The sequence below is a fragment of the Gammaproteobacteria bacterium genome, assembly GCA_022450155.1.
Taxonomy (GTDB): Bacteria; Pseudomonadota; Gammaproteobacteria; order Arenicellales; family UBA868; genus REDSEA-S09-B13.
In genome coordinates this window covers 21,026-40,532 of record JAKUQR010000014.1, presented here as the reverse complement: position 1 = coordinate 40,532, position 19,507 = coordinate 21,026, and the positions used below count along the sequence as shown (strand labels likewise).

Sequence of the window (19,507 nt, the reverse complement as noted above, 5' to 3'; positions counted from 1 at the left end):
AGAGATGTAGGATAGACGGCAGGATGGGGGTGTCGGTACGGAACAGAGTTCTGATTGCCGATGTAACAGACTCAACGCAGTAAACTATGGAGGACAGTGAAGATGGTAGATAATATTAAAAAGCGGACTGCAATTAAAAGCGGTTCCGCAGTAACCCGCCGGCAGTTTATGGGGACGACGGCAAAAGCTGTGGCTGCGGGCACCGTGGCAGCCAGTTTCCCGTACATATCAACGGGAAATGAACCTTTGCGCACCATTGGACTTGGTGTCAGCATCATCAACGAGATTCAAAGTCAGGCGTCGAAGGATCTGGGGTTTGAGATTCGTGGTCAGGCGCTTGGTTATGGCGCTATGTTCGGGAAGATGTTGAACCAGAACGATCAATACGATATCGCTGAAGGTTACTACAATGACTTCGACGTGTTTATTCCCGCAAAAGTTTGGCATCCAACAGATACGACGCGGGTCAAAGAATGGGATTCGATCTCTGATCTGAGCAAGACCGGTAAGTTGACGCCTGATTCTAAGGAAGGTGACGGTGATGCACCTTTCCGTAAGTTGTGGCTTAACGAAAGTGGTGACTTGGTTGAGGGTCCGACACGCTGGGTATCGGCTGTTCCAACTTGGCACAATGCGGACACCCTGGGCTACAACCCGGAAGAGACCGGTGGAAAGCTGGAGAGCTGGGGATCGCTCTTTGACGAGAAGTTCCGGGGTCGCGTTGCACTGCTGAACGTGCCGCAAATCGGAGTGATGGATGCAGCGATGGGAGCGGAGGCCATAGGTCTGGTCAAGTTTGGAGACAAAGGTGATATGACACGCGGGGAAATCGATATTTTGATGGATTTTCTCATTGAGAAGAAACGCGAAGGCCATTTTAGGGCCTTCTGGGAAACGTTTGGACAGTCAGTCAACCTCATGGTATCGGGCGAAGTTGTTGTTCAGAGTTTGTGGTCGCCAGCGGTGACGGCGATCCGTGCTGAAGGTGTCCCCTGTGTCTATGCAGATCTCAAAGAAGGTTACCGAGGTTGGCATGGTGGGCTTTCGATCTCGAACAAAGTATCCGGCAAGAAGCTCGATCAAGCTTATGAGTACATCAATTGGTGGCTGGAGGGATGGGCAGGGGCATTCGTTGCCCGTCAGGGATACTACATGTCTCCAACTGAGAATGTTAAAAAGTACCTCGAGCCTGAAGAGTGGGACTACTGGTACATGGGTAAGGCGGCAGCGAAAGAGCTTATGGATCCGTTTGGTAATCCATTGGTGCCAAAGGGGGAAGTACGCGACGGTGGGTCTTACTTGGACCGCTTTTCTAACATCGGTGTCTGGAATTCGTTGATGAAAGAGAACGACTATTTGGTTAAGCGCTGGACTGAATTCCTGACCGCTTGATGTTGTTCCTCCGCACCAATGAACGCTTGAAGTGATTTATACACAGTCAGTAGCACTGATTTTGAGGTGACACGCGACTAACGTCCGCAAGCGGAGATAAATTGCAAGCGGCGACTCAATTTGGCCTGTTCAGCTGGGCTGTTGAGGCGCCGCTTTTTTTCTACCGGACTTTTCAAAATAATGTGGAATGTGGTATCACAGAATGATTAAGAGAGATAATGAAGAACAGGTTTAAGCATCTTGTTTCCGTGTCATTTCTATTGTCGATCAATTTACTCGTGAAAGTAGAGCTAGGTGAGTCATGGGTCAGGTAACTTCATCAAACCACCCAGGTCTAGTTGGAGTTCAACCTGAGCCAACCGAGCAGGCATTGCCAAATGCTAGTTCACGTCGCCAGCGTGTGGAAGGTTTTCCAGTGTCATGGTTGGTCGCTCCGAGTGTTCTCTGGTTATTGATTTTCTTGGTGATACCACTTATCAGTATTTTTGTTTTCAGTTTGTGGACTTCAACGGGTTATGGGCTAGAGCCTGGTTTTAATATCGGAAATTATGGTGAATATTTTTCTTCGGAGGGATTTTTTGATCCAGAACACCGAAACTTTTTGAAACTCAGTGTGTTTATTCGCACTCTGGGTAGCACCTTTGCTTATACCTTGGAAGTTATGGTGCTGTGCCTGTTGACTGGCTATCCAATTGCTTACTTTCTCGCCCGGCGAGTAACTAGTTTCAAGTGGCAGATGGCACTGTTTATGGTGTGCATGGTGCCTTTTTGGACCAGCTATCTGATCCGTGCGGTTGCTTGGTTGCCAATGCTTGGCAGACGAGGTTTACTCAACTCATTATTACTCTCTCTCGGCCTTGTTGATAAACCAGTGGATTTTCTTCTTTACTCGGAATTTGGTTACACCACTGCTTTGACTCAGCTCTATGTGGTTTTGTCTGTTGGCCCCATCTTCTTTTCATTGGCTAAGATTGATACAGATATTATCGAGGCTGCGCGTGATATGGGTGCAACGGCGTTTCAAATATTCCGGGAGATCATTCTGCCGCTGTCTCTTCCTGGTGTCGCCATCGGAATGATTTTTATTTTTGTAATGCTTATGGGCGAATTTGCGACAGCTGTGGTAGTTTTTGGTGGCAAGACCAGTACTGTAGGTACCGTCATATTGAATTATTATGCGATAGCGAATTACCCTTTTGCCGCTGTAAACGCAATTATGTTGATGCTCGCAATGATGCTCGGCGTAGTAATTATTCTTCGCTTGGTGAATATTCGAAAGGAATTGTAATCATGGCACGCTGGAGCAAGCAAAAACGAAAACAGGCATTGGGCACCACACTTTTCAGTGGTTATTACGGACTGTTTTTGATTTTTATATATGGGCCGATGATAGCCATGTTTATATTGTCATTTCAGGGTCGACGTGGTGGTACAAGTTTTCCGATGAGAGGTTCGAGTTTCTACTGGTGGCAGAAATTGGTCGAACCATCAGTAGTGGGCGATATGCAGGGTGCATTATTGCGTTCGCTAATTCTCGCTTTGATAGTCATGGTCATTACAGCACTTTTCTCGACCATGTTGGCAATGGCATTTCGTAAACGGTTTTTCGGATCTAATGTTCTTTTCTATACAGTGATGTCAGGCTTGATGGTGCCAGGTATTCTTTTAAGTCTCGGCCTAGCGACCTTACTGCGAGAGGTCGGCATACCGGCAGCGTGGTGGTCTTCAGGCCTTGGTGTTCATGTTGTATGGACACTGCCATTTGGGTTCTTGGTGATGATGGCTGTGTTCAATCGATTCGATGTCAGCCTGGAAGAAGCAGCTCGTGACATGGGTGCCGATGAATGGACGGTATTTAAGGAGATCACTTTCCCAATAATCCTTCCTGGAATAGTTGCTGCCGGGTTGTTTGGCTTCACCCTGTCCTATGATGAATTTGCAAGAACAACATTGCTGGCTGGAGAGTTCAACACGCTGCCGTTGGATATCAATGCTTCAATGACGCAGAGAATTCGCCCGACCCTATTCGCGTTAGGTACAGCCTCGACCATATTTTCGTTGCTGATGATCGGATTATTCTTGGTGATTTACAGTATTCTTTATCGCAGGACCCACTAAATTAATTATTGGGCCAGCCGCACTGCTACTTGCTACTAAAAGTACTAACAATCCTCTGCACATTGATAACTAGTATTGTGCTTTTTAACTACATATTAGTCAGAAGAACCCCATCGCCGGCCGCCCAGAAGATCTCAACTTGCTGACCCAAAGAATAGTTCCGTCTGACCGCATCCCTGTGTTGTTCCACATGCACGAAGTGATTGTTGGAAACTTCGAATACATCGGTTTCAAGTGAACCAATATATTCGGTTGCAATGTATTTGCCGGTGATCTGATTAGCCATGTCTTTATGTTGACTGGTATTCATCTTATCGGCACGGACAGAAAAAAATCCTTCGGAGCCGATCCTTATGTCGGTAGTAAAACCATGCTCGGCGATATAGAACAATTGATCATCCCGCTGTAGGATGACAACTGATCCACTTCGTGATCGTACCGTCCCTGAAAAAAGATTGTTGTTACCGATGAACTCAGCGACAAATTTTGTCTTAGGTCTTTCATAAACATCCCGAGACGTTCCGATCTGCTGGATTACGGCATCACTCATGACGATGACTTTGTCGGCCATCGATAACGCTTCCTGTTGTGAGTGCGTAACCATTACAAATGTCATCCCGAAGTTTTGCTGGATCTTTTTGAGTTCTACCATCATGGCCTGACGCAGGCTGAAATCGAGCGATCCAAGCGGCTCATCAAGAAGCAAGACGGTAGGCCGACTGATCAGCGCTCTTGCCAATGCAACACGCTGTTGTTGTCCACCACTGAGATCGCGGGGAAAGCGGGTCCCAAGGTCGGACATACCGATCATGTCGAGAATGTCCCAGACCGGTTTTACTCTTTCGGATGAGGATTGCCCTCGCATTTTGAGACTAAATTCAACGTTTTGGAAAACGGTACGGTGCGGAAATAAAGCGAAACTCTGGAACATCATTGCAGTGTCCCGCTGCGACGGCGGTAGATCCGTAACGTCCGTACCAGAGAGATAAATCGTGCCTGAGGTGACTTCTTCGATGCCGCCGATCATCCGTAGGATTGTTGTCTTACCGCAGCCGCTTGGGCCGAGCAGGGCCACGAATTCACCATGCTCTATTTCAGCAGTGAAATTGATCACGGCCCGGGTGTCCCCGGGAAAAGTCTTACAGACGTCGGTCAGGGCGACGTCGTACTCGGGCATGACGGCGTAACCGCGCTCGGCGGGTTAGCCGACGCTTTTTGAGGTGGCCAACAACAAACTCCAGACGGTCTCGAACGGTACATCATCAAATACACCAGCCTGGTTGAAATCGGACAGCAACGAAACCGCCTCTGCTTTAGATTTGTCGGACCCGGCTGCCTCTTTGAGTTGCGACATGGCATCGTTGAAGCCGGCAGTCTCCCTGCTTTTCTTTGTTTTTAGTGTCTGGGCCAGTAGTTCTCCAATTTCGGACACTGCGTGCTGGAAACGTCCGGAGCCGTTCGGGGCACCGAAGAGCCCGCGGATACCGTTTTCTGCAAATCGCTGCCGCAAACCCTCAGGCATTGACTGAGCAAGACCCTCAAGGGCCTCACCGATGCCGAAGCCGGAGGTGAACAGGCTGCGGATGCTGTCGATGGTGCCATCATCGCTACCACCGTACATGCGGATCTGAGCGCCCTGCAAGGCATTGCCCATGGCCTTGGCTTGGTCGCTGCGCACATGCCGTTCAGCTTCGATATGCATTTTAGATAACTCGAGAAACATGGTAGCGTCGTTGTATTTCTTTAATGCGTCAGCTTTGGCTTCAATACCGCTGGCCTCTGCTTCTAACATACGCTGGGTATTTTGAACTCGCAGTTGTTCGACCTCCATTTCTGCGCGTCCTTTTGCGGCTGCTTCTTTTTCTATGCCTAAAGCGTTGATCTGCTGGGCTTCACTCGAAGCTCGCGCCCGGGTTAGTGTGGCATCGGCTTCCCGCTGAGCGGCCTCATTTCTGGCTTCGGCCTGGGCCAGCATGTGCATTTTTGAAATCTGCGCTTTGTTTTCTTCCTCAACTCGACGTGTTCGAGCATTGTTCTCTGCTTCGATCAGGTCGATGATTCGCTGACGTTCTGCATCAGCCACGTGGCGAACTGATTCGGCTTCGTGTTCGGCCCGTTGTCTTGTTGCGGTGGCCTCAAGTCGTTTGGCTTCAGCCTGTTCTAGCTCCATCTGTTTCGCGGCCAGGGCGATCTCACGGTCATGTTCTTCTCGCTGGCGGGCCAGTGAGCGCTGGACCTCGGCAGTTTCCTTCTTCTGAGAATCGAGCAGTACTTGAGATTCTTTGTCGATCTGTGCCTGTTCCACAGAAAGTTCCTTTTGGATCTCTTCCTTCTCGACCTGCCAGCGCTGCTCCAGGAGAAAAAGCTGCTTTTCAGTGAGGACACGAGCCTGTTCTTCCGCAACAGCCTTTTCCTGAGCTGCTGATGCGAACGCATCGTCTTTATCCACTTCAAGCAGGGCCAGGCGGCTCTCAAGCTTCTGTTTCTGAATGGCTACTTCAGCGGCTTCGGCGGCTTGATTCCGTTGTTCTCGTGCTTTTTCCTCCTCGGCTGCAAGGGCTGTTTGTCGCTGTATCTCAGCCTGCTCTCGTTCACGTTCGTTAGAGATCGACTGGATTTCCTTGTCTTTGAGCGCGCTATTTAGCGCACGGTCACGCTGAATCTGTGCCAGTTCTTCCTCCTTGGCTTTCTCGTGCAGTTCGATCTGTCGGTCTTTTTCTGCCTTTTCGAGGTCTAAATTCCGCTGGATATTGGCCAGTTCTTCCTGCTTGGCTTTTCCGATCAGGTGTATCTCCCGGTCACGACGTTCCTGTTCCGTGATACGCGTCTTATCGATTTCCGCCACTTCACGTTTGCGGGCCTCCTCGATAAGGGCAATATCGCGCTCTGTGCGCAGCTGTTCGAGTATCTGCTCGTTATGAATCTCCTTTTCCTCGACTGCTATTTTCTGTTCAAGCACATAACGTTGTTTCTCACCGACCCGGAGCGCTTGTTCATTGGAGACGGCCTTGTCCTGATTAGCCCGTGCAAACGCTTCCTGGCGTTCAATTTCGAGTAGTTCGAGTTGCGTATCAAGTTCTTTCTGGCGGATAGCCACACTTACTTTCTTTTCCGTCTCGTGGATTTCCCGCTTGGCTTTGGACGTGATGGCGGTGATGATTTTCAGACCCTCTGCATCAAACACATTGTCGGTCTTGAAGTATTCTTTTCCTGTTTGTTCCATGGTCACGATGGTGACTTCTTCTAGAGTAAGTCCGTTAACCTTGAAGCTCTCCAGCACGTAGCCTTTGATGTCCCTGGCAAACACATCCCGGTTTTCATGTAGCTCGGTCAGTGTTTTCGTGGCAGCATAGCTGCGTAAGGCGCTGATAATCTTGGCTTCAAGCAGGTTTCGGATATTGTCGGCGTCGAAGGTTTTCTCTCCCAGGCTTCGGCTCGCAGTCAGCAGGTCATCCTCGCTATGTCCAACGTGGGTGTAGAGTTCGGCGACCACATCCACGCGGATCTTGTCGGCGGTAAGTATGGCTTGATCCCGTGAACGGCTGACAATGAGTTTTATGGTCTCAAGCGACACCCAGGTGATCTCGTGGAATACTGGAAACACCATAGCGCCTTGACCAAAGCAGACTTTGGTGCCACCAAAGCCTGTGCGGATAAATCCCATGTTTGCAGGGGCACGTTTGTACACCCAGACCGAGATGATGTAGAAGATCGCGACCGCGATAACGGCCAGGATCACCAGAGTAATGAATGTTTCTATTGTCATGGGTCGTATTACCGGTTTGAATTCATTAATGTTTTACGCTTGATTTCTCACGCCTTGGTAGGTTGTTAACCTGCTGTTCGGGTCAGGACGTCATTGATCCCAATTCTCCTTTAACCTGCTTTCCGAAGTCAAAGACAGTCGGCACTCCTCGTGTGCTTCGGATTCTCTGGCGTAAAGCCTCGGTCTCCTTCGTTTCGGTCTGTAGCGTTGCAGGGTCGAGTACGACACCGTAGGCCTCCCGTGCCACTTCAATAGTGACGAGTCGGCGGACGACATCTTTCTGGACGGCCTCACTATCTCGCTCTAAAGGGTCACCCCAGCCACCGGCGCCTGCTGTCTGGAAGATGATCTTATCACCTGGGTAAACCCCGACATGGTCGACCTTTGAGGGTAGCGGCTTACGGCCGCCATCGCCTTGTACGAGCCATTTTGCTGAACAGGCGCCCGGTTTTCCACCGAGAATCCCCCAGGGGTGACTTTGGTGGCGGTCATCGTGGATTGAGATCTCGCCCGGCTCGAGAATACGGTATATTTTTTCCACACCATTGCCACCCCGGTGCTTCCCCGCACCACCAGAGTCACAGATGCTGGTGTAACTTTCGATCACAAGCGGGAAGTAGGTCTCGAGGTATTCTGTGGGAATGTTTTCAAACAGAGGCCACCACGAGTGCCCATCGATACCGTCTCCGAGCGGACGTCCGGGAATACCGCCGTACAGGATCTCCATCAACTGGAATGGAGCGCCGTCGCTGGCGACGCCAGAGTATAGAAAATGCGGGCTCGAGCCGCAGCCGGCCGCGGTCGCCATCTCCGGTGCGTTATGGCTCAGCGCGCCACCGAGGACATCGAACTGGCGCGCCAGGGCGTGGGTCCTGCATCCCAGGGCAGCCGGGAACTCAGGCTGCAGTACCGATCCTTTGGGCATCTTGACATGGATCAGGTCATAGAACCCGTCGTTAAGCAGGATTTGAGGATCGAACGCCATGATCATGTAAACGCCAATGAACATCTTGAACATCCCCTCGTGCAGGTAGAAATTGATTGGACCGGGTGCCTGATCCGACGTACCGGTCCAGTCAAAGTAGGCGTCTTCACCTTCGCGCCAGACTGTCAGTTTGAGCTTAAATGGACCATTCCCACACCCATCATCATCGACGTAGTCCTCAAACGATTTCGGTTCAGTCGACAGGTTCTGGACAATCAGCTGGCGCATCGCCCGATTGGTGCGCAATAGCAGTTCCTCGCAAGCCTGGAAATATGTTTCAGTGCCGAAGCGTTGACAGATCTCGATCACACGCTTTTCACCGGTACGACTTCCCGCAATGATTGCCATCAGATCGCTGTAGTTCATGTCAGGCGTACGGGTATTGTTCAGCACAAGATCAAGTGCGGCCTGATTCAGCTGACCTCTGTCATAGATCTTGATTGGCGGAATGCGTATACCTTCGCCGAAAATAGATTGCGCGGTGGTCGGCATGCTGCCTGCAGCGGGGCCACCGACGTCCATCATGTGGCCAAACATTGAACTGAAGCCGACCAAAGTATCATTGTGGAAGATCGGGATGAGGACGAGCCAGTCGTTGATATGACTGACTGCACCGCCGCACTGGTAGGGATCGCTCTGCAGGATAATATCGCCAGGCGCCAGGTCGAACCGATTTTCCCGCAGCATTTCTGCCACGTACGACCCGAATTGACCCACGATCATTCGACCTTTTGGGTCTGTAATCATGGAAAATTCGTCATGCTGTTCGCGTATCACCGGCGACATCGCCGAGCGAAAAAGAACAGCATCCATTTCATGTCGTGCATTTCTCAGTGCGTTTTCAATGAGATCCAGGGTTACGGCGTCGATTGGTTGGCCAGGTCTGGCCCGACGACCTGTCTGCAGAGGCATCGCGGCTGTGGGAACGGCCGCGCGCACTGGTGCGGCATCACCGACCGGAGATCGGGGCTCTTGTTTCTTTGCGGTGCTACTGCTCGCGGTGTCGATTTGGGCGTAACACTGCGCGAGAGCGTTGTTCGTAGCGCGTTGTACGGCAATGCCAATATTGCCGCTGACCTGGGCAGTGCCGCTCTGTGTCTGAGTTATTCCGCCGGCCTGCAGTCTGCAAACGACCCGTAGTTCATTACCGGTTGTGGTGTGTTCGATCAGTTCGTGCGACCAGTCGTCGCCATATTGCTGATTTAGAATGTTGACGATATTGCTGTCAGAAGCCGATGCGACGACCGGTCGTGTTTCTCCCGCTACGCCGGTTTCACTGCGTATCGCTTCGAAGCCGCTCTGAAGGTTCGTCTGCTGCATCTGGTGACTGAATATCCGATCAAACTGGTCCTTATTGGCTCTGACCAGTTCATCGAGGGATAAAGATTTATTGCTCACGGGCAGTCTTCTCTCTAATGTGTCGCCTGCGTTGACTCGGTTATCGGACTGATAACAAGATTGAGGTATTCATCGATTCTGGCCAGATGGTCCGGATGGACCAGCGTCGTCGAGTCCGTTTGACTGATCAGCGCGGGACCGGCTATTTCGTTGCCGGCTTTCAGAATATTCCGCTCGTAGACCGCAGTTGTATGGGATTTTTTGTCAAAATAGACCGGTCGTTCATCGGTCATTGCCGCTGACGCGTCAGGGCTTTCCTCCACCATCTTGGGTGGTTTGATGTCCGCGACCTGGCCGATTCCAATCACCCGCAGGTTGACAATTTCGACGGGGCTTTCAACCTGAAAGCCGTAGAGTTCCTGATGCCGGGTATCAAAGCGACTTCTGAGCGTCTGTAGGTTGTTCTCTAGATCGTGTACCTGAAACATGAGCGACAGTTCATGGCCCTGAGGCAGGTAGCGCAGGTCGATCTCATATCGGATGGCCTGATCAGTAAGGGCGATGCCTTCCTCTTTCAGCCACTGCCCGACTTTGTTTTCGAGTTGTGATGTGATCTGTTCAATACGGTTCGGCTCTATATCATCGAGATTCCGGATCAACGTCCGAGACGCTTCATGGCGGATACTCGAATTGAGAAAACCAAGCGCCGACAATACACCGGGTGTCAGCGGCACAATGATAGGGTAGCATTGACCAAGCATTGCCAGCGCATTCGCATGCAGAGGGCCGGCGCCACCGAATGGCACGAGACTGAAGTTGCGCAGGTCCAGCCCCCGCTGAACAGTGGTCAGCCGCAAAGCGCCAAACATATTTTCATTGACGATATCGATAATGCCCTGAGCGGTTTCGTACAGGTCAAGATTGAGCGGGTGTCCTAAGGCGCCAACTACATCCTCGGCTGCCTTGGTGTCCAGTGGCATACGGCCACCCAGCAGAGATTCGGGGAGTCGTCCTAACACGACGTTGGCGTCAGTCACCGTGGCGGCAGTACCACCTTTGCCATAACAGGCTGGCCCCGGGAAAGCGCCGGCACTTTCGGGGCCAACGCGAATAGCGCCGGTCATCGGTACGTGTGCGATCGAGCCGCCACCCGCACCCACACTGTGTACTTCGATCGACGGAATCTTAACGGGGTATCTACCCAGTGAGGTTTGACGGGACGAGGTGGGCTCACCGTCCTGAATAAGAGAAACATCGGTAGAAGTGCCACCCATGTCGAACCCCAGAGCATTGGGGAATCCGGCGAGCCCCGACACATGTGCGGCGCCGGCAACGCCACCGGCAGGGCCGGAAAGCAAGGTGTAGACGGGCAATTCCATCGCTCGTTCTACACCCATCAGACCGCTGTCGGATCTCACGATGTGGAGTCGGGAATTGAATCGTTCGTTTTCAAGTTTATGACGAAAATTATCAAGATAACGCCGCATGCCGGGTCTGACATAAGCGTTCATGACGGTCACCAGCGTGCGTTCATACTCCCGAAATTCCGGCAGTATTTCTGATGACAGAGAAATAGGCAGGTCCGGATAGGCGCTCGCAACAACGTCTCTGAGCCTTAGTTCGTGAACGGGGTTCGCATACGCATGAAGAAGTGAGATCGTGATTGAATCCGCACCATTGCGGACAAGTTCATCTGTCATCTCTCGCGCACGACTTTCATCGAGTGGCTGCAGGATCTCACCTTGTGCGTTGATCCGTTCCGGTACGCCTCGTGTCAGTTCTAGATCCGCCAGGGGCTGTGGCTTTTCCATTGTGATCCAGCCGGCCAACGGCCCAGGTGTCTGCGAACGTGCCAGATGCAGGACTTGCTCGAAGTTTTCTGTGACCAGCAGTCCAACTCGGGCACCTTTTTCTTCCAGCACGATGTTGGTTGCCACCGTCGTCCCGTGCAGTATGGATTGGATATCGTCCGGTGAGAGGTTTGCCTGATCGAGAAGCGAGCGTATACCGTCCAGAATGCCGACAGACTGGTCTTCCGGTGTTGACAGGGTTTTATGCAGGTGGAACGTTTCCTTCCCCTCGTCGAAAAGAAGTAAATCTGTAAACGTACCGCCAACATCAATGCCCAGGCGAATAGACATGCCGGATTAAGTCTCCCTGAAGTGCGGGCCGAGGCCCATCCTTCGAGTTACTGTTATTTATTAACTGCCGTTTGTAACTAAACAAATCTACAACAGAATGGTACTTGCTGGAAGGCCTAACAAGGAAAAGAAGGGCCTGGGATATCTTTCTGATCGGTCTTGGATCAGGGCGCTTACTCAGCGCAGGTCCAGGCTTGGGCAAGAATTTGGCTTTGTTCTGTCCTTGAATTATCATTGGTGACTGGCATATGAGCTAGGCTGGGCCTGGACAGACATCAATCCCGGTATTTCACAACGAGGGGGTCAGTACACTGATGGAAGAAGCTAAAAGCCGGTGGCAGGAGCCGCGTTCGTGGATCGGGTTGGTTGTAATTGTCATATTGATCATGTTCCTGCTTTTTTATAGACCATTCGAGCAGTATCTGCTCGACAACATTCCCCGCATACACTTTTCGAATATTTTGTTCTGGTTTGCCTCTCTTGTGGCGGTAGTCAGTTTTGCGGTGTCTCACTGGCAGTCTTTCAGAAAGAGCATATTCCAAGGTGTAACAGAATCGAATGCACAGGATCTGGTCTTTGACACTTTACAGATCGCTGTACTGGTGGCTGTCATCCTGTGTGCAGGTGCAACTATTCAGGCGGTGGAGATGCTGGGCGTTCACCTCATGAATGACGGTTCTGTCATTGATGCGGAGTTTGGCCGCCGCCTGTTATCGATCTTCCTGTTGGTTGTTTTGGCAGTGCTCTTTTATCTATTGCATCGGGTCGTAAGGGCATTCAGACTCGGTTGGCGTCACCGATGGACACCACCCAGGGCTTCAAGGTAAGCCTGATCGTATTTTCTGAGGAACTTGGATAGCAGTAATGAACGACTGGCAGGACAGCACTCGTGAGGACTACTTGAGCAAAGGGCTTGCAGGTCGGTCTGGTTATGGCAGCAAGCCGGCACTGCTCATTATCGATTTCAGCAATGGATTCACCGACCCCAAGTCCCCTCTGGGTGGGAACTTTGACCAGCAGTTGGCGACGACGGCCAGGCTACTGACTGAATTCCGCCGAGGCCGGTTGCCTGTCGTCTACACGACGGTTGCCTATCAGCCGGACTACCGTGATGCCGGTGTGTTTATAAAAAAAGTACCCTCGTTGTCGATACTGGTGGAAGGGTCAGACCTGGTTGAGATCGATGATCGAATTGCACCGCAAGAAGGTGAACATGTGATCGTCAAGAAATTTGCCAGCTCGTTTTTCGGGACTGAGCTGGATGTGTATTTTCGTGGAATGGGTGTGGACACCGTGATCATTACCGGCTGTACGACCAGCGGCTGTGTTCGGGCATCAGCCGTCGATTCTCTGCAATATGGATTTCAGACTATTGTCGTGCGTGAGGGCGTTGGTGATCGGGCCGATGGGCCCCACCACGCGAACCTGTTTGATATGGATGCCAAATACTGCGATGTTGAATCCGAACAGGACGTGTTGTCGTATCTTTGCTCACTCGTAGAAGAAGGTGGTGACGCGGCAGAAGCGGATAATGATTTTCGCGGCTGGTGGCAGGCTGCACCGCCAACGTCTATCAGCAGTTGAAGTTAGCCAGTTAGAAAAGGAAAAACAGTGAGCCCCGGTTCAACTCGCGATTTACTCGACTCATTCGATGCGCTGATCGAAGGTAACCGACAGCAACTGAATGAGTTATACGGCCAGTCAGGTGCAACACCGCCCCGGTCGGTCAACCAGGTGGCCGAGATTGAGGAAGAATCAACCTGGTCAGAAGGTCTGGATAGACAGAGTATTGGCGAAGGGCAATCCGCCGTGTGGCTTAATCAGCATTTTCCCGATGCCTGGCGTTATGAGATTCGAGATCGTCGTCGACAGGACAACGAAGTGATTGTGTTGTGCCGTCTCGAACTGCTCAGCCATAAAATCCATAAAGCGCAGTTCGGTTCAGCGATGATTCCCACGACTGAGAACGGTGAATATCGAAACGAGCGAGAGGCGGAGTCCGCCGCCTACGAGTCTGCTGTAGACGATGCCTTGAGGCAGTGTATCGAGTATCTCTGAGCATCAATTCCCAGGACATCGGAAGGTTTGGTTTCCATCGATGCGAGCGGCCTCGAAACATATGCCTACAAATCAGTACGGAATACCGACGGCACTTGCAGATAACGCAGGGCATCACGTGTTGGTGCTATGGTTGGATGGATTTCCTGCGCCAGGTGATTCAGAGGTCTGGAACTGGTTGGGCGAGGACTACACCGAATTTACAGCTCGTAATACTAAGATCATCACCGTAACCCGGCAAAACACGGCTGCGAATCGACAGTTTGCAGATCGTTTTGAATTGTTCTTTGACGTGCTGAGTGATCCAGACGGTCAACTTATCGCTGAACTTAAGCCTAAGCTGGTTGGGACAGGAAAACCCGAGTTCTGTCTGATCAATCCAGCTGGTAGGGTGGTGAAGTGGTCACTTGGCCGGCCTCTGAAGACTGAATTGGAAGACCTGCTGAGCTATCTCGATTCAAGACGTTTGATCGGTGATCAGGTACCCGATGCCAATGTATTTGAGCTGGTTGAACAGGCGCCAGAAATCATACGCAGCGAAACACTTTTCTCCAGTCAGCAGGTGGTGTTGTTCGGCGTGCCCGGGGCATACACACCGACCTGTTCAGCTGAACATCTGCCCGGGTTCCTAAACAACTACGCCGACTTACGTAGTCGGGGCGCAGACAGTGTTGTCTGTATTGCAGTCAACGATCCCTTTGTGATGGATGCTTGGGGACAGGCGCATGAGGTGAAGGGGCGCATCCGTATGGTGGCTGATGGTGACGGCAGCTTTACTCGGGCAATGGGTCTGGCCTTGGATCTCGCTGATTTTGGTCTGGGTAAGCGTTCCAAGCGTTATGCCATGATCCTGGATGATGGGGTCATCAGGCATTTCAATGTTGAGGCCGGCCCGATTGTGGGCAGCAGCAGTGCCGCTAATATGCTGGCGTTGCTCTAGCGCTGTTTCCGGCTCGGTCCGGTCGTTGATTCGTCAAATAGATTCAGCCCAGACCAGGGGGTGACGGTACCAGTGCCTTGAACTGTTGTTCCAGTGACCAGCCGATTCTGAGTATTGTGGATTCCGTATATGGATGACCATGTACGCACAGCGATAGAGGGAGTCCTTCTTTCGACAGGCCATTGGGAATGGCCAGAGCGCACAGTCCCAAAACGTTTGTAGCCCGTGTGTAGTGAGCGGGCAGCAGTTGTTCATCGACGTCGACGACGGGTATAGCAGGCCCGGTGGTGGTTGGTGTCAGCAGGGCATCGATCCCTGCCATCTGCGCTTTGAATTCTGCCCGCCAGTGCTGGAACTGCATCATGGCATTCAGGTAATCCCTGGCTGAACAGGTTTTTCCCGGTAGGATCCTTTGAAGTGTTGCATCGCCAATCGGCAGGTCAGTCTGGTCAACCAGTTCAGCGGCATGGGCATAGCCTTCCGCACTGATCACAACATTAGAGAGATTGCGGTAGGTTTCAAACGAGTGGGGTAGCCCCTGGATGATAATTGTTGCACCTAGATCTTCGGCGTGTTTCAACGTGCGATCGTAAGCGTGATTCACATCATCGGAACAGACTCGCCTTTCCTCGTCAGGCAAAGCGGCAAGACAAAAACCAGCAAGGTCCTCTTTCAGTTCAAGAGGCGAATTATCGGGCGGTTGATAAAGGGTATCGGTGTGGTTGGGATCCGGACCTTGGAGAACGTCATAAATCAGGGCCGCATCGGCCACGCTGCGTGCCAGCGGACCGACCGTGTCCAGTGTGTGTGACAGCGGCATGACACCATGGTTGGAGATTCGTCCGAAAGTGGGTTTCAGTCCAACCAGACCGCAGAAAGCGGACGGCAGTCGTACCGATCCGCCCGTGTCTGTTCCCAGGGCAGCCGAGATCAATCCGGCCGCGACGGCAACCCCAGATCCACTGCTGGACCCACCGGGCACGCGATGGGTTTCGAGATCCCATGGATTCCAGGGGGCACCCAAATATTGATTGGTGCCCCAGCCGCCCAAGGCAAACTCAACTGACTGGGTTTTGCCAATGATAATGGCACCGGCGTCCTGCAGCTTTTGCACCACTGTGGCGGACATGGGTGACCGCCGACCCTCCAGCGCACGGCTGCCCCAGCTCGCAGGGTGGTCTTGGTATTCAATGATGTCTTTAAGACCAAAGGGTATCCCCTCCAATACGCCAGTCGATTTACCAAGTGCCCTGGCTTCGTCCGCTTCTGCCGCTGCTCGCAGCGCTTCTTCGGCAAAAACTGCCGCAAAAGCATTTAACTTGGTGTTAAATCGATCTATACGGGCCAGATAGAGCGCCACCAATTCGACAGACGACAGGCGATCCTCAACCAGGGCTTTTCGTTGTTCCTGGATGGTCCGAGAAAAGACAGAGGTATCCACGCCGCTAGACCTCGACGTTTGTAGTATTCAGCCAGAGTCAGTCACCATAACACAGGTGGCCCCGTGCCAAGTGCGTTGCCGTACCTCTTTGGTTGAATTGGGTGACCCTTACCTTTTAAGATGCCGAGCTGTCGGTTGGATTTGGCATTCAGGGCCCGATGCGCGCTACGGACGCGATGGCTGGCGATGCCAACTCTACAGAGGCGATACAGAAAACAAAAGTAGAATTAAGTTGCCTATTGCCACAGTCAATAACATTCAGGTGTACTACGAGATACACGGTGAAGGTGAACCCGCAGTCTGTATGGGAGGCTGGGGGACTTATTGTCACAAAGATGGTCGCGGCCTGGCCCGGGGACTGACCGACAGATATCAAGTACTGGTTTTTGATTATCGCGGTATCGCTCAATCCAGAGATGATCTGCATATTCCCGCCTCGATGAAACTTTACGCGGCTGATCTTATCGGTCTGCTTGATCAACTGGGTTGGCAACAGGTACATCTCATCGGCCTGGTCGGTATGGGTTGTGGTGTGGCACAGGAGGTTGCACTGAGTCGACCTGAACTGGTGAGAAGCATGGTGAATATGGGGGCATGGTCGTCGGTTGATGACTACCTTCGTGATCAGCTGAAACTGTTCAGAACAGTGCATCGGGAAGTCGGTTTCTATGCTTTTCAGCAGTTCGTCTGTATCTACTCCTTTCTGCCGGAGTTCTACAACCAGAACAAGCATCGGTTGCTTGGTCCGGACGGCGAGTGGGGCGAACTGAGAGACAACTATGTGACCCACGAACGGTTGGTTGATGCCTGCCTTACACACGATACGACCAATAGACTTAAAGATATCACTACACCGACGCTGGTGATCCATGCAGCGAAGGACATGGTCACCAGCCCACGAACCACGTTGCCGATTGAACAGGGTATTTCTGGCGCTGAAGGTGTGACGATGGAAAACACGGCACATGTGGTTGCGGGCAAAGCCCAGAAGATTGAGTTTTGCAATATTCTGTTTTCTTTTCTCGAAAAGCATTGAGCAGGATGGCAGTAACGGTCGGAAACAATGCAATGGGAATAGAACCGCTGCTTTCTATACAATCACACGATCCACGACACGCTGTAAGGATGCGCTGATGGCTGAACACACGTCTGCTGATGACCGGTTGAAGGGGCCACTATCCGGCGTCCGGGTGATCGAAATGGGACAGCTTGTGGCCGGGCCTTTCGTCGGATCTCGTATGGCCGATTTTGGTGCCGAGGTGATCAAAGTCGAGAGCCCGGGTCGGGGTGATGCCATGCGGCACTGGGGCCATCATCGTTACAAGGGTCGAAGTCTCTGGTGGCCAATTCTTGCGCGGAACAAGAAAACCGTCTCGGCTAATCTTCGGGAAAAACGGGGTCAGGATCTGGTGCGCCGGCTGATAGAAACAGCAGATGTGCTGGTCGAGAATTTCAAGCCGGGAACGCTGGAAAAGTGGGGATTCGCGCCTGAGGCGCTGCATGCCATCAACCCCGGGCTCGTAATTGCGCGTGTATCCGGTTTCGGGCAGACAGGTCCCTATTCGAACCGACCGGGCTTCGCCAGTGTCGGTGAAGCGATGGGTGGACTTCGATATATCAATGGGTTTCCGAATCAACCCCCCCCACGAACCGGTATATCCCTGGGTGATTCTCTGGCTGGCTTGTTCGCGACCCAGGGAGTGCTAATGGCATTGTACTGGCGCGATACCATTGGCCAGGGCAAGGGTCAGGTTGTTGATGCCTCCATCACCGAGTCGTGCTTTGCAATGATGGAAAGTGCACTGCTGGAGTACGACAAGGTCGGTTTTATCCGGCAGCCCAGTGGCACCGGCCTTGCCAATGTCTCACCGTCGAATATATTTCCGACCAAAGATGAAAAATGGGTGGTTATCGCGGCAAATCTGGATACGATGTTCAAACGATTGTGTGATGCGATGGAGCAGCCGGAGCTGGCGGATGACCCTCGATACAATACGCATCAGGCGCGCGGAGAGAACTGTGATGAACTCGATGCCCGGATTGCCGACTGGACACGTGAACTGACAGCGACCGAACTGGATACACGACTGGATCAGTATGGCGTGGTATCCGGTCCGATTTATACGATAGAAGACATCGCCAATGACCCGCACTATCAGGCCCGCGATATGATCCAGCGTTACCAGGATGATGAGCTTGGCGATATTGCGGTGCCAGGTTTTGTTCCGGTGCTGAGCGAAACCAAGAGCGAGACCGCGTGGCTGGGTTCATCTGAAGTCGGCGCCCACAATGAAGCGATCTACTGCGGCCTGCTGGGTATGACCCAGGCTGAATTACAGGAGCTGAAAAATGACGGCATCATCTAGCGGTAAGAACCGTATTTCTGTGTGTGATGTCGCTGCGCGTGACGGGCTACAGAGCGAAAAACGTATTTGGAGCGTGGCTGAGCGAGTTAACCTTATCAATCGTCTCGCGAATACCGGTATCCAGCGGATCGAGGCGGTCAGTTTTGTCAATCCAAAGCGGGTGCCGCAAATGGCGGATGCGGAAAAAGTCATGGCGCAGATAGAGCGCAAGGTGAACGTGCGGATTGCAGGGCTTGCACTTAATATGAAAGGTGTAGAACGGGCACTCGATGCGGGTGTCGACGAGGTGCGCTACGTGGTGGTCGCCAGTGAGACTTTCAACCAAAAAAACCAGGGGGCAAGCATCGCTGAGACGATGACCGGCCTGGAGTCGATCGCTGGCCGGGTCAATGCATCCAGCAAAGTGTTTTCGGCAGTAATTGGCGCATCCTTTGGCTGTCCGTTTGAAGGCGAGGTCACGACTTCAGCGGTGGTTGATATCGGCATTCGCCTGCAGGCCCTGGGTGTAGACGAGATTCTGCTGGCCGATACGATCGGTTGTGCGGTGCCCAGTCAGGTTCGACAGCGTGTGGAGGCGCTGCAGTCGGCGCTGGGCGACTCCGTCGCTGTCGGCTGTCATTTCCATAACACCCGCAACACAGGAATAGCAAACGCGGTCGCCGCAGTGGAGTCGGGCGTGCGTATTCTTGATGCTTCTGTTGGCGGTATCGGTGGATGCCCGTTCGCACCCCGGGCGACCGGTAATATTTCGACCGAAGATCTGGTTTATATCCTACGCAACATGGGTTATGAAACGGGTATTGATCTGCCGCAGCTGATCAATGTGGCGACTTGGGTAGAAGGCTACTTCGATGATCCACTGCCGGGACAGGTCATGAAGGCCGGTTTATTCCCGGACGACGTGATCGCTCGTCAGGTGGCTTCTTCTGTTCAAGCCTGAACGATGTGCTGGTGTTGATCTG

General features: G+C 52.3%; 15 protein-coding genes. 10 read left to right on the top strand and 5 right to left on the bottom strand.

Annotated elements, in window-relative coordinates; all coding sequences use genetic code 11:
• Positions 1–102: 102 nt before the first annotated feature.
• From MK323_09350 to MK323_09340, 3 genes are all read left to right on the top strand, one after another.
• The gene (locus MK323_09350; protein MCH2482365.1) at positions 103–1,392 is read left to right on the top strand and encodes an extracellular solute-binding protein; all 1,290 of its coding nucleotides are present in this window, start codon (positions 103–105) and stop codon (positions 1,390–1,392) included.
• Positions 1,393–1,693: 301 nt separating this feature from the next.
• Positions 1,694–2,680, top strand: coding sequence for an ABC transporter permease (locus MK323_09345; GenBank protein MCH2482364.1), 987 nt, complete (start codon positions 1,694–1,696; stop codon positions 2,678–2,680).
• A gap of 2 nt (positions 2,681–2,682) precedes the next feature.
• Entirely contained in the window at positions 2,683–3,510 is an 828-nt protein-coding gene (locus MK323_09340) for an ABC transporter permease (GenBank protein MCH2482363.1), read from the top strand.
• A gap of 88 nt (positions 3,511–3,598) precedes the next feature.
• On the opposite strand, the gene MK323_09335 is transcribed toward MK323_09340, so the two are convergent.
• The 4 genes from MK323_09335 to MK323_09320 all read right to left on the bottom strand — a co-directional run bounded on the left by MK323_09335 (position 3,599) and on the right by MK323_09320 (position 11,740).
• Entirely contained in the window at positions 3,599–4,687 is a 1,089-nt protein-coding gene (locus MK323_09335) for an ABC transporter ATP-binding protein (protein ID MCH2482362.1), read from the bottom strand.
• Between the two features lie 24 nt (positions 4,688–4,711).
• Entirely contained in the window at positions 4,712–7,276 is a 2,565-nt protein-coding gene (locus MK323_09330) for a hypothetical protein (protein MCH2482361.1), read from the bottom strand.
• A gap of 82 nt (positions 7,277–7,358) precedes the next feature.
• Positions 7,359–9,659, bottom strand: coding sequence for a hydantoinase B/oxoprolinase family protein (locus tag MK323_09325; protein MCH2482360.1), 2,301 nt, complete (start codon positions 9,657–9,659; stop codon positions 7,359–7,361).
• A gap of 14 nt (positions 9,660–9,673) precedes the next feature.
• Positions 9,674–11,740, bottom strand: a complete 2,067-nt coding sequence (locus tag MK323_09320) for a hydantoinase/oxoprolinase family protein (GenBank protein ID MCH2482359.1) — start codon at positions 11,738–11,740, stop codon at positions 9,674–9,676.
• A gap of 314 nt (positions 11,741–12,054) precedes the next feature.
• Here MK323_09320 and MK323_09315 point away from each other — a divergent pair, with 314 nt between their 5' ends.
• From MK323_09315 to MK323_09300, 4 genes are all read left to right on the top strand, one after another.
• On the top strand, positions 12,055–12,567 hold the full coding sequence (locus MK323_09315; GenBank protein ID MCH2482358.1) for a hypothetical protein: 513 nt from the start codon (positions 12,055–12,057) through the stop codon (positions 12,565–12,567).
• Between the two features lie 37 nt (positions 12,568–12,604).
• A complete protein-coding gene (locus MK323_09310; GenBank protein ID MCH2482357.1) occupies positions 12,605–13,324 on the top strand; it encodes an isochorismatase family protein in 720 nt (239 codons plus the stop codon).
• A 27-nt stretch (positions 13,325–13,351) separates the two neighbouring features.
• The gene (locus tag MK323_09305; GenBank protein ID MCH2482356.1) at positions 13,352–13,798 is read left to right on the top strand and encodes a hypothetical protein; all 447 of its coding nucleotides are present in this window, start codon (positions 13,352–13,354) and stop codon (positions 13,796–13,798) included.
• A gap of 61 nt (positions 13,799–13,859) precedes the next feature.
• A complete protein-coding gene (locus tag MK323_09300; protein MCH2482355.1) occupies positions 13,860–14,738 on the top strand; it encodes a redoxin family protein in 879 nt (292 codons plus the stop codon).
• A 43-nt stretch (positions 14,739–14,781) separates the two neighbouring features.
• Here the strand turns inward: MK323_09300 and MK323_09295 are convergent, their stop codons facing one another.
• Positions 14,782–16,179 carry an amidase gene (locus MK323_09295; GenBank protein ID MCH2482354.1) on the bottom strand — a complete coding sequence of 466 codons (1,398 nt, stop codon included), beginning with the start codon at positions 16,177–16,179 and terminating at the stop codon, positions 14,782–14,784.
• 232 nt (positions 16,180–16,411) lie between these two features.
• On the opposite strand from MK323_09295, the gene MK323_09290 reads away from it, so the two are divergent.
• The 3 genes from MK323_09290 (at position 16,412) to MK323_09280 (ending at position 19,485) form a co-directional block, all read left to right on the top strand.
• A complete protein-coding gene (locus MK323_09290) occupies positions 16,412–17,215 on the top strand; it encodes an alpha/beta hydrolase (GenBank protein ID MCH2482353.1) in 804 nt (267 codons plus the stop codon).
• A 97-nt stretch (positions 17,216–17,312) separates the two neighbouring features.
• A complete protein-coding gene (locus MK323_09285; protein ID MCH2482352.1) occupies positions 17,313–18,545 on the top strand; it encodes a CoA transferase in 1,233 nt (410 codons plus the stop codon).
• The gene (locus MK323_09280; GenBank protein ID MCH2482351.1) at positions 18,529–19,485 is read left to right on the top strand and encodes a hydroxymethylglutaryl-CoA lyase; all 957 of its coding nucleotides are present in this window, start codon (positions 18,529–18,531) and stop codon (positions 19,483–19,485) included. Before MK323_09285 ends, MK323_09280 begins: the two co-directional genes overlap by 17 nt.
• Positions 19,486–19,507: the final 22 nt, after the last annotated feature.

Excerpts from the sequence above, each read along its gene's own strand:
- MK323_09320 (MCH2482359.1), bottom strand. The coding sequence starts at position 11,740 with ATGTCTATTCGCCTGGGCATTGATGTTGGCGGTACGTTTACAGATTTA.
- MK323_09280 (MCH2482351.1), top strand. The coding sequence starts at position 18,529 with ATGACGGCATCATCTAGCGGTAAGAACCGTATTTCTGTGTGTGATGTC.
- MK323_09340 (MCH2482363.1), top strand. The coding sequence starts at position 2,683 with ATGGCACGCTGGAGCAAGCAAAAACGAAAACAGGCATTGGGCACCACA.
- MK323_09315 (MCH2482358.1), top strand. The coding sequence starts at position 12,055 with ATGGAAGAAGCTAAAAGCCGGTGGCAGGAGCCGCGTTCGTGGATCGGG.
- MK323_09335 (MCH2482362.1), bottom strand. The coding sequence starts at position 4,687 with ATGCCCGAGTACGACGTCGCCCTGACCGACGTCTGTAAGACTTTTCCC.
- MK323_09330 (MCH2482361.1), bottom strand. The coding sequence starts at position 7,276 with ATGACAATAGAAACATTCATTACTCTGGTGATCCTGGCCGTTATCGCG.
- MK323_09350 (MCH2482365.1), top strand. The coding sequence starts at position 103 with ATGGTAGATAATATTAAAAAGCGGACTGCAATTAAAAGCGGTTCCGCA.
- MK323_09300 (MCH2482355.1), top strand. The coding sequence starts at position 13,860 with ATGCCTACAAATCAGTACGGAATACCGACGGCACTTGCAGATAACGCA.
- MK323_09285 (MCH2482352.1), top strand. The coding sequence starts at position 17,313 with ATGGCTGAACACACGTCTGCTGATGACCGGTTGAAGGGGCCACTATCC.
- MK323_09345 (MCH2482364.1), top strand. The coding sequence starts at position 1,694 with ATGGGTCAGGTAACTTCATCAAACCACCCAGGTCTAGTTGGAGTTCAA.
- MK323_09310 (MCH2482357.1), top strand. The coding sequence starts at position 12,605 with ATGAACGACTGGCAGGACAGCACTCGTGAGGACTACTTGAGCAAAGGG.